This is a genomic window from Streptomyces uncialis (assembly GCF_001905345.1).
GTDB classification, from domain to species: domain Bacteria; phylum Actinomycetota; class Actinomycetes; order Streptomycetales; family Streptomycetaceae; genus Streptomyces; species Streptomyces uncialis.
On sequence record NZ_LFBV01000004.1, the window covers coordinates 311,504 to 326,306 of the forward strand.

A 14,803-nucleotide genomic window follows, 5' to 3' on the forward strand; every position below is an offset into this window, starting at 1 on the left:
TCCCGTCACCCCCTGCCCGGCACGGAGCGGGTGACCGGGCGGGGCCGGGACGGTCCGGCGAACCGTGCCGGAGCCCTGAGCCGCGCCGCCCGTACGAGCCGGGCCAGCCGCCGTCCGGACGGCGGCTTCGCCCCCGAGCGGTCGAGCCACCATTGCGTCAGCAGCCTTCGGGTCCGTGGGTCCCCGGGCGCGTGGTCCAGCAGTATGTGCTCGGCGAAGCCGAGCGCGTCCCGCCGGTATCCGCCGGTCATCGGCCGCGCGTGGGCGTACGCGACGAACGCGGGCCGGTACGCGGCGCCCAGGATCTCCGGCAGCTCCGGGGCGACCTTCGCGATGATGTCCGCCCGCTTGGCCAGCAGCGCACGGCTCTGTACGGCGAGCCGTGCCCGGTCGAAGCCTTCCGGGACCGGGGTCCCGGCGACCAGGGCGGACAGCAGCGCCGCCTCCGCGAGCCCGACGCGCTGCCGGGCGGCGTCGGAGACACCGGAGGCACCGGAGGTACCAGGGGTCTCGGAGGCGGCGGCGTCGGAGACGTCGGTGGCGGTGGCGGTGGCGGTGATGGGGTTCGGGGGCGGGGGGAGGACGGTGGCGGTCGCGCGGGCCTTGACCACGGCGGTGCGGATCGACGTCAGTTCGCGTTCCAGTTCGTGGGCCGCGGGGAAGTCTTCGTCGCGTTCCAACAGGACCCCGGGCGGGTCCACTCGCGAGGCCAGGTCGCCCAGGATGTCCAGGACCGCGTCCGGGACGGGGTGGGCGTGGCTGTCGTGCCACACGCCGTCCCGCTCGAAGCCGCCCGCCACATGCACGTACGCGATCGCTTCCACGGGCAGCTCGTCCAGGGCCCGCGCCGGGTCCTCGCCCCGGTTGACGTGGTTGGTGTGCAGATTGGCCACGTCGATCAGCAGCCGGACGCCGGTGCGCTCGACCAGCTCGTACAGGAACTGGCCCTCCGTCATCTCCTCGTGCGGCCAGGAGATCAGCGCCGCGATGTTCTCCACCGCGAGCGGTACCGGCAGCGCGTCCTGGGCGATGCGGATGTTCTCGCACAGGACGTCCAGCGCGTCCCGGCTCCTGGGCACGGGCAGCAGATGCCCCGCCTCCAGCGGCGGCGACGCGGTGAGCCCGCCCCCGGCCCGGACGAACGCGATGTGCTCGGTGACGAGCGGCGAGCCGAGCGCCTCGGCCCGTGCGGCCAGCTCCGCGAGGCGGTTCTCGTCGGGCCGGTCCGCGCCGCCGAGACCCAGGGACACACCGTGCGGGACGACCGTGACCCCGCGCGCCCGCAGCCTCAGCAGGGACTCCGGCAGATGACCCGGGCAGAGGTTCTCGGAAACGGCCTCCACCCAGTCGATCCCGGGCATCCGCTCGACCGCGTCGGCTATCTCGGGACGCCAGCCGATCCCGGTCCCCAGCCGGGTGGCGCTCCGGGCGGGCCCGCTGCCGGTCCGCGTCCGCCGGGCGGCGGCGTCCCGTGCCGCGGGCCGTGCGAGCGCTGCGGGCGGTGGGAGTGCCTCGGGCCGCGTGGTCGCTGCGGGTCGTGAGGTCGGTGCCGGTCCTGCCGTCGGTGTGATGGTCATGTCCCCCTCCTTCGATGAGCCGCACACGCCCCGCCCGTACCGTGGATGGGTCGTGCTCCGGCCCGCCCCCCTCCGGGCGGGTGTGCCGCCCGCGGGTGCGGGCCGTACCCGCGACCCCGGCACTCGGGAGCGCGCGGCGGTACAAGCGGACGCGGCGGCGCGTGCAGGGGTCATGGCCCTGTCGCGCGCCGCCGAATCCACGGAGGAGGATGTTCAGAGCTAGTTTTGAGGTTCCGCCCGGTCCGTGTTGACGGTACCCGGGGTGGTCGCGGAGGGCCGCGAGGTGGTGGAGATGTCCCCGCCGGCCGTCACTCCCGGCGCGGGCGGGGCGATCCCGCTGGGCGGGGGAGGCCCGGTGGGACTCGCGGTGGCGGTGGCCGCGCCGTCGGCGATCGCGTCGAAGTCGACCAGCCCTGTGTTCTCCAGCACCGTGATGTGGTCGAGCACGGTCTGGTTGGCGTCCGTCGCGAGCTGGCGCACCAGGGTGTTGCGGGTGCCGTCGCGGACCTGGGCGACCAGCGCGAAGACCTTGCCGTGCGCGATGCGCAGCAGGTTCACGAAGTCCCTCTGGTACTGCTCCCCCGTCGCGTCGGTGAGCTGGCGGAGCCATGCCTGCTGCTGGTCGTTGGGCTGGTTGGGCAGGGCGACGTTCAGCTGCGCGGCGACCTCGCGGACCCGGTTGTCGAGGTCGGTGTGCCCGACGACCAGATGGTCCCCGGCGGTCCTGATCGACTCGGTGGGCGCCCGCTCCAGCGCCTGCTGCCCGGCGGGCAGTTCCCAGAGCCCGGCGAGCCGCACCCGCACGATGAAGTCCCGGTCGGTGGCCGTCAGCGGCCCCCACTGCGTGGCCACGGTGCCCGCCGCGAGGTTCGCCCGTGGGGTCCCCGAGCGGTCGGCGTACGACCACACCGGGTAGGCCAGCGCGGCCAGGGTGGCGACGAGCGCGCCGATGATGAGTGCTGTGCCGTTGATACGCCGCAGCAAATGGACCTCCTGGAGCGACGGTGCTTCACGCGTGGGGACACGCGGGATACCCGGATGAACCGCCGGCCGAACGGGCGGGGCCGACCTGCTTCGTGACATGGGGACGTACGCAGCCGGGAGCCCGTCCGTTCAACGTCGGCCCTGCGGAGCGGAGCAGATCGGTCCGCTGTGGCCGAACTGCCGGTGCGTGACCGGATGTGCCCTTGGGCCGGGCATTCGCCCGGTCCTGCCCCTCAGTCGGCCAGGCAGATTCCCAGGCCGAGCAGGGGGAGCAGCCTGGAGTCCAGGCACCTCTCGTCGACCGGAACGGGACCCGGCGGGGTGGACGGCGCGGGGGCGGACGGCGCCGGGGAGCCGGACGGCCGGGGGGAATGCGGCGGAGTCGTGCCCGGCCGCGTGGTGGGGCCCGGGCTGCCGCCGCCGGACCCGCCGCCCGCCGCTCCGCCCGGCGCGCCGCCACCGCTCCCGCCACCACTCCCGCCACCGGGACCATGGCCCGCGGCCCCGCCGTCCACCGCACCCGGCCGGTCCCCGCTCCCGCTTCCGCCCTCTCGCCCCGGACCGCCTCCCGAGGTGCCCCCCGGCCCTCCGGCCTCCGCGGCATCCGGGGTGTCCGGGGTGTCCTGGGCGTGCGGCCCTTCCGCCCGGTTTCCCGGGGTGCTGTCCCCGGCGGACCCGGACCCCAGGGCGCCGTCCTCCGTACCGGTCGGCCGGTGCGCCCGCGTCCCGTCACCGGGTGACGCCGAGCCGCGCCGGTCCCCGACGCTGTCGGTGTCCGGTCGGGACGGAGCGGCCACGTCCTGCCTCGGAGGGGGCGTCTCCGCCGGTGCGGCGAGGGCCGTGGGCCCCCGGCCCCACCGTTCGGCGGTGGCACCGGCGTGCGGCCGGTCCATCCACGACAGTGTCGTGGCCGCGACCGTCACGGCCACGGCCACCCCCGTGAGCGCCAGCGCCCTGACCCCGCGTGAGAGCCGCCGGGGCATCGCGTGCGCGGGCCCACCGCCGCGCCGCAGGTCCCGCAACTGCCGCAGCAGCAACACCAGAACCAGCACCAACGCTCCGAGCACCCCGACGAGCAGGATCTCCAGCACGACACTCCCCACGCTTCCCCACCCGTGGCACCCGGCGGTCCGTGGACACACCGGTCACCACCCCGACCCGCCCGACGATGCCGCGCGCCGCGCACGATCCGAGTGCGATCCTACGGATGGTGACGTAAGCGTTACGTTCCGTGTCGAACGTGCGTCCAGGAGGTCCCGCGTACGGGGGAGCGGCGCCCTACTGGTGAGCTCCGAACCCCCGGTGCCCCTCGGCCACCACCGTGTCGCTCGGCGCGATCTCGGTGAACCCGGCGTCCCGCACGACCGGCAGTCCGCTCGTCACCAAGGTCCGCCACCGCTCCGGCCCGGCGATCCGCACGGACAGCGGGAAGCCCGCGGCCCGCCACGCCTCCCGTTCCTCGTCCGACTGGTCCCACCACGCGAGCTGGGCGCCGTGTCCGGCCTGCGCCATGGCCTTGCCCGCCGTCAGGGTGACCTCGGGGCTCATCCACAGCACCGGCGCGCCGGGCGCCGGTTCCCCCGGCGGCTGCGGGTCCTCCAGTTCGGTCCCCGAGACCTGGAGCCGTGCCAGATCCTTGGGCCAGCCGTCCAGCGGCACCGGCGGGAAGACCCGTACCTGCGCCGACTTCCCGGTCACCGTGATCCCCGGCAGCGCCTCGGCCCGCCGCCACTCCGCGCCCCGTGCCCTGCGCACCACCTTGCGGATACGCGCGTCCTGCCACAGCCGGACCGCCTCGGCCCACTCGCCGTCACCCGTCGAGCGCGGATCGCTCAGCATCAGGAGCACCGATCGGGCGGCCGTCTCCAGCGCGTCGGTCCGGCCCGGCGGATCGGCCCGCTCCAGCTGCACGACCATGGGCAACACGAACTGCGGCGCTTCGTCCCGCCCGGTCGGCTCGATACGGAACGGACTCTCCTGGCCCTCGGGCCGGCTCTCCTGGCTGCTCACCCGTCCAGTCTGCCAGCCCCGGGACATCCGCCACCGGCCCCCGGCACGGGCGGTCACCAGGCCGCGCGACGCCCCGCCCGGCCACCCCGTGGACCCCTCCGGGCGCCGACCCGTGACGGTCGCCGCCCCCGCCCGCACGGCACCCCGGTCGCCTCGCCCGCCCGACCGGCCGCAACCCGGTCACCACCAGCCGTAACCCGGTCCCGACCAGCCGGTACTCAGCCCGAGCAGGCCGAACGCTGCGCCTCGTGCCACTCGCACACCGGGCAGAGCGTGATCCCCTTGTGCGTCTCGGGGTACTCGGTCCGCTCCCGGCACAGCACACACTCGGCGTACTCCACTTCGTCCCCGTCCGGTACGGGAGCGGAGGGGACCGGCCCGGAACGTGCGGGTCGCGCGCGGTACTCGTCCATACGGTCAGGGTAGGCGGACCCCCTCACGGCCGGGCGGGCGCGTCCGGGCCGGCCGTGTCCGGGCCGTTCCCCGTACCCGTCGGCCCGATCAGCTCCGACACCTTCACGAACCGGTACCCGCGCTCGCGCAGCTTCGGAACCACGTCCCGGATCACCCGCTCGGTGGTCGGGGCCGCGCTCCTCGTGCAGTGCAGGACGACCACCGAACCCGGCCGCACCCCGCCCAGCACCTCCTGTGCCACCGCGCCGGCGTCCGTGGCGAAGGCGTCGCCGCCCACCACGTCCCACTGCACCGCCGTCACACCGGCCGGGACGAGTGCCTTGAGCGCGCGATCGTCGTAGCAACCGCCGGGGAACCGGAAGTACGGCATCGGGTCGGGGACACCGACCTTCCGGAAGGAGGCGTAGGCCCGCTCCACATCCGACCGCATCCGCTCGGGCGGCACCGTCGGCAGGCCGTAGCAGTCACCGGTGAAGGCGTGATGGCTGTACGAGTGGTTGGCGACCTCGAACAGCGGATCACGGCCGATCGACCGCGCCTGGTCCGGATACTGCTCGGCCCACCGGCCGGTCATGAACACCGTCGACGGCACCTTCAGGTCCCGCAGTGCCGCGATCAGCCCCGGGTTGTCGAACTGCTCCCCGGCGGCGGCCCTCGGTCCCTGATCGGCGGTCATATCGGCGTCGAACGTGAGCGCGACGGTCTTGCCCAGGTCCCTGGAACCGTTCATGAACACCGGGGTGAGACCACCCGGGCCCGGTGCCAGCGTGGGGACCCGGGAGGGCTCGGCGGCGGGCGCCGGTGACACGGTGGACGACGACACCCCGTTCCGGCCCGCCCGCTGAGCACCCTCGGCTCCGCACCCCGCGAGTACGGCACAGACCAGCCCGAGGGCGGCGACCTCGCGCACGCCGACGGCTCTACGTACGGAAATGATCATTATCCGAACGTATAGTCAGATAAGCGTCACGCTGTGATCATCCGGACCGGCGGAGTGATGTCCCGTCGAACATCACCCGCTTACCGTCACCGCGGGTCCTCGATCGCCCTCGGAACCCGCGCCGTTCCCGCGTTCCTTCCGGCCGGTCAGCGCCCCCTGTGCCCGCGGATTCTCAGATCCAGCCGTCCAACGACGCCATGAACCCGTCGAAGTCGTCCCGGTGGATGCTGTGCCCCGCGCCCGGCACCGTGCGTATCTCGAACCCTCGTGCCGTGAGGTCGTCCCTCAGCTCGGCCGGCACCAGTTGGCTCGGGTCCGCGAGCTGGATCAACGACCTGGTGACCGCGCGTTCCGGTATCCGGTCCACCGCTCCGTCCCCCGTCAGGACGAGCGTGGTGTCCGGGTCCCACGCCCGCAAGGTCGCCAGCTCGATGTCGATGTCCTCCGCATCCCACCGGGGGGCGAGCATCTCGATCCGGGCCCGGTCCGCGTGCTGGAACTCGCGCATCGCGACGGGGTCCACCCGCGTGGTGCCGAGCGCCCAGGCGGGGTCGGAGTACACGGCCCGTGCGGGCGCGAGCCGTTCCACGGCCAGCGACAGCACCAGCCCGCCCAGTGAATGACCCAGCGCCAGCTCCACCCCCGCGGGCACGCTCTCGACCAGGTCGTCGGCGAACGACGAGGCGTCGTACGCGCCCCGCCCGCTCGCTCCATGACCACGCAGATCGACACCGATGACCCGGTAGCCCCGCGCCGCGAGGGCCGGACCCACCTTCCGCCATGTCCGGTGGTCCGACATGATCCCGTGCACGAGTACGGCCACCCGATCGCCCGTGCCCCACTCCTGGCTGTGCAACTTCACGGCGACGCCCCTTCCCTGATGAACCCTTGGTGCCGCCTGCGGGAACGGCACGCGCTCCCCATACGTAACACGGCGCCCTCCCTCCCGAGGAGTGCGTCCGAGCAGTTGATCGTCCGCACGGGGGAGGTGTTCGTCACGGTGTCCGGGCGCGGAGCGGGAGCGGCACCCGCCGTCCGACGGGTGCCGCTCCCGGACGGGACGGTCAGATACGGCCGCCCGTCGATGTCACCGTCACACGCTCCGGACCGCAGGCGCTGTGCCGTGCCGACCAGTTCTCCAGCGCGGTGCGGCACGCGTGGTCCAGATGGTGCAGACCTGACAGGTCCAACTCGACGGGCCGGTCGCTCGGCAGGGACTCCAGGGTGTCGAGGATGCGGGGCAGCCGCAGGAACGTCGCGTTGCCCGACAGCCGGGCCCGTACGGGACCGCGCCCGGTGTCCTGGACCTCCAGGCGTACATGCGACGCCTCCCAGGCGGTCTTCGCCACCGCGAGGGCCAGCCCGATGAGTACCCCTTCGAACATGCTGATGGCGACGATCGACACCGCGGTCACCCCGAGGATCACCACCTCGCCCCGGTGATCACGCCACAGCGGCGGAAGCGACCGCAGCGGGACCAGCTTGCCTCCGGCGTGCACCAGCACCGCCGCCAGCGCGGGCAGGGGGATGAGCGCCAGCGCGCCGGGCAGCAGCGCCGCGAAGAGCAGCAGCCATACGCCGTGCAGCACCCGGGACGCCTTGGTGCGCGCCCCCGCCTGCACATTGGCGGCGCTGCGCACGATCACCGCCGTCATCGGCAGGGCGCCGAGGATCCCGCACACCGTGTTGCCGACGCCCTGGGCCATCAGCTCCTTGTCGTAGTCGGTACGCCGTCCCTCGTGCATCCGGTCCACCGCCGCGGCGCTGAACAGGGACTCCGCCGAGGCGATCAGGGTGAACGCGAGGACCGTGCCGAGGACACCGACGCTGACCAGCGACGCGAAGTCGTCGGCGCCCGGCAGCCGTACGGAGTCCAGGAGTCCCTTGACCTCCACCATGGCCACGGGCAGGGAGAGCGCCGCCGTGGCGATCGTGGCGAGGGCGACGGCCGCGAGGGGGGCAGGGACGACGCGCACCTTCGCGGGCAGCCGCTTCCACAGCACCAGTACGGCGATCGTCCCGGCCCCGAGCAGCAGGGACGCCCGGGGGCCGGGGGAGCCCAGGGCCTCGATGAGCATGCCGGGCAGTCCCGCGATCTTGTCGAGACCGGCGGCGGGGGCCTCGGCGCCCGTCAGGGAGTAGAGCTGGCCCGCGATCAGCACCAGCCCGATCCCGGCGAGCATGCCCTCGACCACGGACACCGAGATGGCGCGGAACCAACGGCCCCAGCGCAGTGCGCCCATGAGCAGTTGGAGCAGTCCGGTGGCGAGGACGATGACTCCCAGCGCGGCGAGCCCGTAGGCCCGCACGGCCTCCAGGACGAGCACGGTGAGGCCGGCCGCCGGACCCGACACCTGGAGACTGCTGCCGGGCAGGGCGCCCACGACGATGCCGCCCACGATGCCGGTGACCAGGCCGAGTTCGGCCGGTACGCCGGAGGCGACCGCGACGCCGACGCACAGCGGCAGCGCGACCAGGAAGACGACGAGCGAGGCGGGGAGATCCTGCCTGAGGGCGGAGAGCCCACGGCCGGTGACGGGGGTGGGGGCGGGACCCGGGGGTCCGGCGGAACCAGGACGGCTGACGCGTCCTTTGAGGGTGTTCATGGGTATGCCTCCTGCGCGCCGGGTGGGCGCGTGGGTCTTGCGTGTGGGGGAAGTCGTGCGTGGATCGGACGGGGACCGTTCGTGCCGTGCGGGCCGCGTAGGGAGACCCGGGCACGTTTCGCCGGAGCCCCGACGGCACCCGACGCACGGGCAGGCGCTGTCGTGGTTCGGGAGGTGATCGCAACCGTGTGCTTCCGCCCCGCCTGCCCAACGACGGGGCGGGCGATTCCTGGGCGGAGTTGCTCCGTTCGAGTGATCAGCCGTGGCCGGACCCGTCCGCGGGAACGCTCAGCAGCGGAAGACCTGGAGCTCCGACGGACATGTGGTGGGTCTGAGCCGGACGGCGGTCCGGTCCGTGGCGCCGACCGCCTGCGGCGGCCGGACGGCGGGCACCGACCCGAGCCGGTCCATGTCCGGCGGCAGCTGCGGTGCGGCTTCCTCGCACCGGTACCGGTCACGGGCCCGCAGCACCGGCGCCGGTTCCTCCACCGGGTGGCGGTGCCGCAGCCGGTCATGGACGGGGGTCGACCAGACCAGACGGGTGGCGCGCGGGCGCACCAGGGCCCGGCTCCCGCTGTCGGCCGCCTCGGTGGGTGTCTCCGCCTCGGCGACCGTGGCGGAGACGCCGTGCACGACGGCCGCGGAGGCCGCGGGCGCCGACGCCGTGGGCCGTTCGGAAGAATGTGCGATCGCCAACGGGGAGACGGGCGTGAAGAGGTGCAGGGCGAGCAGCAGGGCGGCGAGAGCGGTCGGCAGTATCCACGCGAACGGGCTGCGCGTCATCTGTCCACCTCCCCCTTGGTCCCTGTGGCACCGGTCTAGGAGCGTCGGCGGAACGGAGCACCGGCGTCCGTCGACCTCAACGGTCGGGAGCGGGCGCCGCGTTCCCTTCGGCAACGACCACGTTAGCGGGCTGACCGCCTGATGTGGTTACCGAGACGTTGCGGGGAGGTGATCGACCGGAAATGATCAGATGGAGGAAGGTGATGACCGAAACAAGGGGGCGCGACCCTCGGTAACGCGCCCCTGCGCACCTTGATACGCCTCAGGGGACGAGTGCGCCCCCCGCCACGTGCCCGCCCTCGCGCATCGATTCAGCCGACCGGACAGCCGACCGGACAGCCGCCCGGTGCGGACGTCGCGCAGCCGACGGGTGCGGACGACACGCTGCGGACCATCGGGCGGTGCCCGCCGCCCGGAACCGCCGCCACCCGGAACCCACCGCCCCGGAACCCCGGAACCCGCCGCCGTCCGGTCGCCGTTCACCGCCCGGAACCGGCCACCGTCCGCCCCGGGCAGGATCAGCACGGGGCCGACCGGCCGTCAGTCCTCGACCAGCGCCTTCGCGTCACGGGCCAGCGCGGTGAGCCGCGAGATGGCCCGGAAGTACTTCTTGCGGTATCCGCCGTTCAGCATCTCCTCGCTGAACAGCTGGTCGAACGGCAGCCCGGACGCCAGGACCGGGACCTCGCGGTCGTACAGGCGGTCGGCCAGCACCACGAGCCGCAGGGCCGTGGACTGGTCGGGCACCGGCTCCACCCCGGTCAGGCATACCGCCCGTACCCCGTCCGTCAGCGCCCCGTACCTGCTCGGGTGCACCCGGGCGAGGTGCTTCAGCAGATGCGGGAAGTCGTCCAGCGACGCACCTTCGGCGGCGTACGCCGCTTTGGTCACCTGTTCGTCCGAGTACGGTGCCGGAGCCTGCGGCAGCCCCCGGTGGCGGTAGTCCTCGCCGTCGATGCGCAGGGGCCGGAACTGGGCGGACAGCCCCTGGATCTCCCGGAGGAAGTCCGCCGCGGCGAAGCGGCCCTCGCCGAGCTTGCCCGGCAGCGTGTTCGAGGTCGCCGCCAGCGCCACCCCTTGTTCGACCAGTTTGCCGAGCAGGGTGGACACGAGGACCGTGTCACCGGGGTCGTCCAGTTCGAACTCGTCGATGCACAGCAGCCGGTGCCCGCCGAGCGTCCGCACCGTCTGCTGGAAGCCGAGGGCCCCCACGAGGTTCGTGAGCTCCACGAAGGTGCCGAACGCCTTCTGTTCGGGTGCCGCCGGGGTGGCGTGCCACAGGGAGGCCAGCAGATGCGTCTTGCCGACGCCGTAGCCGCCGTCGAGGTAGACACCGCGCGGTCCCGCCGGGGCCGCGGGCTTCGTCCGGGTGAACCATCGCCGTCGGCCGGACCCCGTCGCGTGGGCGCCCCCCAGGCCCGCGGCGAAACCGCTGAGCACCCGCACCGCCTCGGTCTGGCTCGGCTGGTCCGGGTCCGGTACGTAGGTCTCGAAACGGACCGAGTCGAAGCGTGGCGGCGGGACCATCTCGGCGACCAGACGGTCCGCCGCGACATGGGGCTCACGGGCGCACAGGGACTGCGGAGCCAGGTCGGCTATGGGGCTGCGGCCTGCGGAGGCGGGGGATGACGACACGATTCCCCACTCTATGCGCCATGCGAGACTGCACGAATGCGACGCCTGCTCCCTGTGACCGACCAGACATCCGGCCGCGGGCCCCTGGGCGGGACCGGGAGCGCTCGCGTCCCCACGGGTGCGTCCGCCCCGGACGACCTTTCGGCGCAGACGCAGACGCAGGCCGCCGCTCCCGCCCCGGACCGTGAGTGGAGTCTGGACGAACTCGCGGACGCCTACGCCTATCCGGCGGACCGCGACGTGTGGCTGCGCGCCAACATGGTGTCGACCCTCGACGGTGCCGCCCAGCACGACGGCCGCTCACAGCCCATCTCCAGCGCCGCCGACATGCGTGTCTTCGGCACCCTGCGTGGCCTGGCCGATGTCGTGGTCGTCGGTGCAGAAACGGTACGCCAGGAGGGCTACCGGCCCGCACGCGCGCGGGAGGCGTTCGCCGCCCGCCGCGCCGCCGACGGACAGGCACCCGCTCCTGCCGTCGCGGTCGTCAGCGCCGGTCTCGACCTCGACTTCTCGTCTCCCCTGTTCACCGAGCCCTCGGTGCCCACCCTGCTGGTGACCGGGGCCGGTGCCCCCGCCGACCGGGTGGCCGCCGCCCGCGCGGCGGGCGCGGAGATCGTGATCGCCGGGGACGGCGCGGCGGTGGATCCCGCGCGCGCGGTGCGCGCCCTGGCGGAGCGGGGACTGCGGCGGCTGCTCACCGAAGGGGGACCCCGGCTGCTCGGCCAGTTCGTGGCGGCGCGGGTCCTGGACGAGCTGTGTCTGACCGTCTCGCCGATGCTCACCGCCGGGGACGCCCAGCGGATCGCGGGCGGCCCCGCGCTCACCGTGCCGGAACGGTTCGCCCTCCGCTCGCTCCTGGAGGAGGACGGCTTCTTGTTCGCTCGGTACCACCAAGGTCGACATTCAGCGGAATGATCTGTTCCGCTTCGCTTCCGGTGGGCACACTAAAACACGCAGACCCCGTGCGATCACGGGGCAGGATGGTTTCCGCAGCGGGCTCCGGAAGGGGCCCACGGGATGGAGAAGGGCACCTGTCGTGTTCACGAGCGTACTGATGATCGAAAAAGCCCTGACGTCCGTCGACGTGGAGTTCGTCACGACCTTGCACGGCGACGAGGGCGCCACCTTCCATGTGCTCCTCCAGCCCCGCGGCGACCAGGCGGACCGCCTTCTGCGGGCCATCGACGACGTGGCGCTCGGCGAGCTGGAGGACGCCGCACGCGAGGGCGACACCCCCGAAGGACATGAGGCCACCGGCCCGGCGGAACAGGCGCTCAGCGTCTCCCTGACGGCCCTGCGGGCGGCCGGCTGCCAGGCCGAGGGCAAACTCATCGAGAACCATCCGCTGGACGCCCTGAAGGCCCTCGTGGACGAGGTCGGGGCCGACGAGGTGATCGTCCTCACCGACCCGCACTACGTGGAGGAGTTCTTCCACCGGGACTGGGCCTCCCGGGCCCGCCACAAGGTGGGCGTACCCGTGCTGAAACTGTTCTCGCACAGCAAGGCTTAGGCTGGGGCCGCGCCCGGCCGCCCGGCGCGCGTGACCGGCAGCCCAGGGCACCGGACCCGCCACGGCCAGGCGATCCCACGGCACCCGTGGGGACCACGACACAGCGCCACACCACCGCAGGGAGAGACACGCATGGCACCCGGCCTTCCCACCGCCATGGACCGACCGCACTTCATCGGCATCGGCGGCGCCGGGATGTCGGGCATCGCGAAGATCCTCGCCCAGCGCGGCGCCGAGGTCGCCGGGAGCGACGCCAAGGACTCCGACACCGCCGCCGCGCTGCGCGCGCTGGGCGCCACCGTCCACATCGGCCACGCCGCCGGCCACCTCGCCGACGACGCCACCTGTGTCGTGGTCTCCTCCGCCATCCGCCAGGACAACCCCGAGCTGGCCCGCGCCGCCGAACTGGGCGTGCCGGTCGTCCACCGCTCCGACGCCCTCGCGTCCCTGATGGACGGAGTGCGGCCCATCGCGGTCGCGGGCACGCACGGCAAGACCACCACCACCTCGATGCTGGCGGTCTCCCTGACCTCGCTCGGTCTGGACCCCTCCTACGCCATCGGCGGCGACCTGGACGCGCCCGGCTCCAACGCGACCCACGGCGACGGCGAGATCTTCGTCGCGGAGGCCGACGAGAGCGACCGCAGCTTCCACAAGTACGCGCCCGAGGTCGCCATCGTCCTCAACGTCGAACTCGACCATCACGCCAACTACGCGTCGATGGAGGAGATCTACGAGTCCTTCGAGACCTTCGTGGGCCGCGTCGTCCCCGGCGGGACGCTGGTCGTCAACGCCGACAACGAAGGCGCCCGGGAACTGACCCGGCGCGTGCGCCACGCGCGCGTGGTCACCTACGGCGAGTCCGCCGACGCCGACGTCCGCGTCCTGTCCGTCGTCCCCCAGGGCCTCATGAGCGAGGTCACCGTCCTGCTCGACGGCCACGAGACGACCTTCACGGTGTCCGTCCCCGGCCGTCACTACGCGCACAACGCCGTCGCCGCCCTGGTCGCGGGCGTCGCCCTCGGCGTGCCCGCCGACGATCTGGCCCCCGCCCTCGCCACCTACACGGGTGTCAAGCGGCGCCTCCAGCTCAAGGGCGAGGAAGCCGGGGTCCAGGTCATCGACTCCTACGCGCACCACCCCACCGAGATGACCGCCGACCTCGACGCCATGCGGGCCGCCGCCGGCGACGGCCGCATCCTCGTGCTCTTCCAGCCGCATCTGTTCTCCCGCACCCAGGAACTCGGCAAGGAGATGGGCGAGGCCCTGGCCCTCGCGGACGCCTCCGTGGTGCTGGACATCTACCCCGCGCGCGAGGACCCCCTGCCCGGTGTCACCAGCGCCATGATCATCGACGCCGCGCGGGCCGCCGGGGCCGATGTGCGGGCCGCACACGACAAGGACACCGCTCCTGAGATCGTCGCGGGAATGGCGGCGCCCGGTGATCTCGTTCTCACCATGGGCGCGGGTGACGTCACGGAGCTCGGCCCACGGATTCTGGACCGGCTCGCGAAGTAGCGGGACGGACCCGTACGCGGCCGTCCCCGGACGGCCCGTACCGCAGTGATCCGCCGACGGAAGTGAGGAACCGATCCCATGGCGTACGACATCGAGAAGCCGGACGAGCAGTGGCGCGCCGAGCTGGACCCGGCGGAGTACGCGGTGCTGCGCCAGGCCGGTACCGAGCCCGCGTTCGTCGGTGAGTACACCGACACCAAGACGAAGGGCGTCTATTCCTGCCGCGCGTGCGGGGCCGAGCTGTTCACCTCGGAGACCAAGTTCGACTCCCGCTGCGGCTGGCCGTCCTTCTTCGACCCCAAGGACACCGACGCCGTGGAACTCCTGGAGGACAGCTCCCACGGCATGCGCCGCACCGAGGTCCGCTGCGCCCGCTGCGGCTCCCACCTCGGTCATGTGTTCGAGGGCGAGGGTTACGCCACGCCGACCGACCAGCGGTACTGCATCAACAGCATCTCGCTGACCCTGGCGCCCGAGGCGGAGTGACGCCCCGGCCGCGGCGGACTCCGTCGCTGCCGCAGGGAACGCTCACGCGGCGCTCCGACGCCGCGCGGAACACCCGCGCGGCGGCCGGTCCCGTACGGAACGCTTGAGCGGCCCTGGACGCGTCCGGAAGGGCGCTCCCGGTGCCTGGCAGCCCGCCAGGCGCCCGGGGGCGCCCTTCCGGTTTTCCGTAGGGGTGGACACCCGCGTGTGCGGCCGTACGTGCTCCCGTTTCGTACATCTGTGCGCTGGTCAGGTGTACGGGCATCGCGTGTACAGGGTTTCGCCATTCGATGCGTCCCGGGCGGTCGTTTCACGCTATGGAGCGATCATGGGACCGGTC

14 protein-coding genes are annotated in these 14,803 nt (G+C 73.2%); 4 read left to right on the top strand and 10 right to left on the bottom strand.

The features are described from left to right. Nucleotides 1–5 precede the first annotated feature (5 nt). The 10 genes from AB852_RS18450 to zapE all read right to left on the bottom strand — a co-directional run bounded on the left by AB852_RS18450 (nucleotide 6) and on the right by zapE (nucleotide 10,949). Entirely contained in the window at nucleotides 6–1,361 is a 1,356-nt protein-coding gene (locus AB852_RS18450; RefSeq protein WP_245876850.1) for an MbnB/TglH/ChrH family RiPP precursor modification enzyme, read from the bottom strand. 435 nt (nucleotides 1,362–1,796) lie between these two features. Then, nucleotides 1,797–2,558: a DUF4142 domain-containing protein gene (locus tag AB852_RS18455; RefSeq protein ID WP_178391067.1), complete on the bottom strand. Its 762-nt coding sequence runs from the start codon at nucleotides 2,556–2,558 to the stop codon at nucleotides 1,797–1,799. Between the two features lie 236 nt (nucleotides 2,559–2,794). Continuing rightward, nucleotides 2,795–3,664, bottom strand: coding sequence for a hypothetical protein (locus tag AB852_RS39840; protein ID WP_178391056.1), 870 nt, complete (start codon nucleotides 3,662–3,664; stop codon nucleotides 2,795–2,797). Between the two features lie 175 nt (nucleotides 3,665–3,839). After that, a complete protein-coding gene (locus AB852_RS18465) occupies nucleotides 3,840–4,598 on the bottom strand; it encodes an aminoacyl-tRNA hydrolase (RefSeq protein ID WP_073789699.1) in 759 nt (252 codons plus the stop codon). A 191-nt stretch (nucleotides 4,599–4,789) separates the two neighbouring features. After that, nucleotides 4,790–4,984 (bottom strand): hypothetical protein, encoded by a 195-nt coding sequence (locus AB852_RS18470; RefSeq protein WP_073789702.1) that lies wholly within the window; start codon nucleotides 4,982–4,984, stop codon nucleotides 4,790–4,792. 23 nt (nucleotides 4,985–5,007) lie between these two features. After that, a complete protein-coding gene (locus AB852_RS18475; RefSeq protein WP_073789704.1) occupies nucleotides 5,008–5,925 on the bottom strand; it encodes a polysaccharide deacetylase family protein in 918 nt (305 codons plus the stop codon). A gap of 172 nt (nucleotides 5,926–6,097) precedes the next feature. Next, complete coding sequence (locus AB852_RS18480) at nucleotides 6,098–6,787, bottom strand: alpha/beta fold hydrolase (RefSeq protein ID WP_073789706.1); 690 nt, start codon at nucleotides 6,785–6,787, stop codon at nucleotides 6,098–6,100. 202 nt (nucleotides 6,788–6,989) lie between these two features. Then, nucleotides 6,990–8,531 carry a SulP family inorganic anion transporter gene (locus AB852_RS18485; protein ID WP_073789708.1) on the bottom strand — a complete coding sequence of 514 codons (1,542 nt, stop codon included), beginning with the start codon at nucleotides 8,529–8,531 and terminating at the stop codon, nucleotides 6,990–6,992. A gap of 288 nt (nucleotides 8,532–8,819) precedes the next feature. Beyond that, nucleotides 8,820–9,314, bottom strand: a complete 495-nt coding sequence (locus AB852_RS18490; protein WP_073789709.1) for a hypothetical protein — start codon at nucleotides 9,312–9,314, stop codon at nucleotides 8,820–8,822. A gap of 540 nt (nucleotides 9,315–9,854) precedes the next feature. Next, a complete protein-coding gene (gene zapE / locus AB852_RS18495; protein ID WP_073789711.1) occupies nucleotides 9,855–10,949 on the bottom strand; it encodes a cell division protein ZapE in 1,095 nt (364 codons plus the stop codon). 36 nt (nucleotides 10,950–10,985) lie between these two features. Here zapE and AB852_RS18500 point away from each other — a divergent pair, with 36 nt between their 5' ends. The 4 genes from AB852_RS18500 to msrB all read left to right on the top strand — a co-directional run bounded on the left by AB852_RS18500 (nucleotide 10,986) and on the right by msrB (nucleotide 14,463). After that, nucleotides 10,986–11,864: a pyrimidine reductase family protein gene (locus tag AB852_RS18500; protein WP_079184742.1), complete on the top strand. Its 879-nt coding sequence runs from the start codon at nucleotides 10,986–10,988 to the stop codon at nucleotides 11,862–11,864. A gap of 121 nt (nucleotides 11,865–11,985) precedes the next feature. Then, entirely contained in the window at nucleotides 11,986–12,459 is a 474-nt protein-coding gene (locus AB852_RS18505) for an indole-3-glycerol phosphate synthase (protein ID WP_073789713.1), read from the top strand. Between the two features lie 132 nt (nucleotides 12,460–12,591). Then, the gene (gene murC, locus AB852_RS18510; protein ID WP_073789715.1) at nucleotides 12,592–13,977 is read left to right on the top strand and encodes a UDP-N-acetylmuramate--L-alanine ligase; all 1,386 of its coding nucleotides are present in this window, start codon (nucleotides 12,592–12,594) and stop codon (nucleotides 13,975–13,977) included. 78 nt (nucleotides 13,978–14,055) lie between these two features. Then, complete coding sequence (gene msrB, locus AB852_RS18515; protein ID WP_073789717.1) at nucleotides 14,056–14,463, top strand: peptide-methionine (R)-S-oxide reductase MsrB; 408 nt, start codon at nucleotides 14,056–14,058, stop codon at nucleotides 14,461–14,463. Nucleotides 14,464–14,803 lie beyond the last annotated feature (340 nt).

Excerpts from the sequence above, each read along its gene's own strand:
- AB852_RS18450 (WP_245876850.1), bottom strand. The coding sequence starts at position 1,361 with ATGCCCGGGATCGACTGGGTGGAGGCCGTTTCCGAGAACCTCTGCCCG.
- AB852_RS18465 (WP_073789699.1), bottom strand. The coding sequence starts at position 4,598 with ATGTCCCGGGGCTGGCAGACTGGACGGGTGAGCAGCCAGGAGAGCCGG.
- AB852_RS18470 (WP_073789702.1), bottom strand. The coding sequence starts at position 4,984 with ATGGACGAGTACCGCGCGCGACCCGCACGTTCCGGGCCGGTCCCCTCC.
- AB852_RS18475 (WP_073789704.1), bottom strand. The coding sequence starts at position 5,925 with ATGATCATTTCCGTACGTAGAGCCGTCGGCGTGCGCGAGGTCGCCGCC.
- AB852_RS18485 (WP_073789708.1), bottom strand. The coding sequence starts at position 8,531 with ATGAACACCCTCAAAGGACGCGTCAGCCGTCCTGGTTCCGCCGGACCC.
- AB852_RS18490 (WP_073789709.1), bottom strand. The coding sequence starts at position 9,314 with ATGACGCGCAGCCCGTTCGCGTGGATACTGCCGACCGCTCTCGCCGCC.
- AB852_RS18500 (WP_079184742.1), top strand. The coding sequence starts at position 10,986 with ATGCGACGCCTGCTCCCTGTGACCGACCAGACATCCGGCCGCGGGCCC.
- murC (WP_073789715.1), top strand. The coding sequence starts at position 12,592 with ATGGCACCCGGCCTTCCCACCGCCATGGACCGACCGCACTTCATCGGC.
- msrB (WP_073789717.1), top strand. The coding sequence starts at position 14,056 with ATGGCGTACGACATCGAGAAGCCGGACGAGCAGTGGCGCGCCGAGCTG.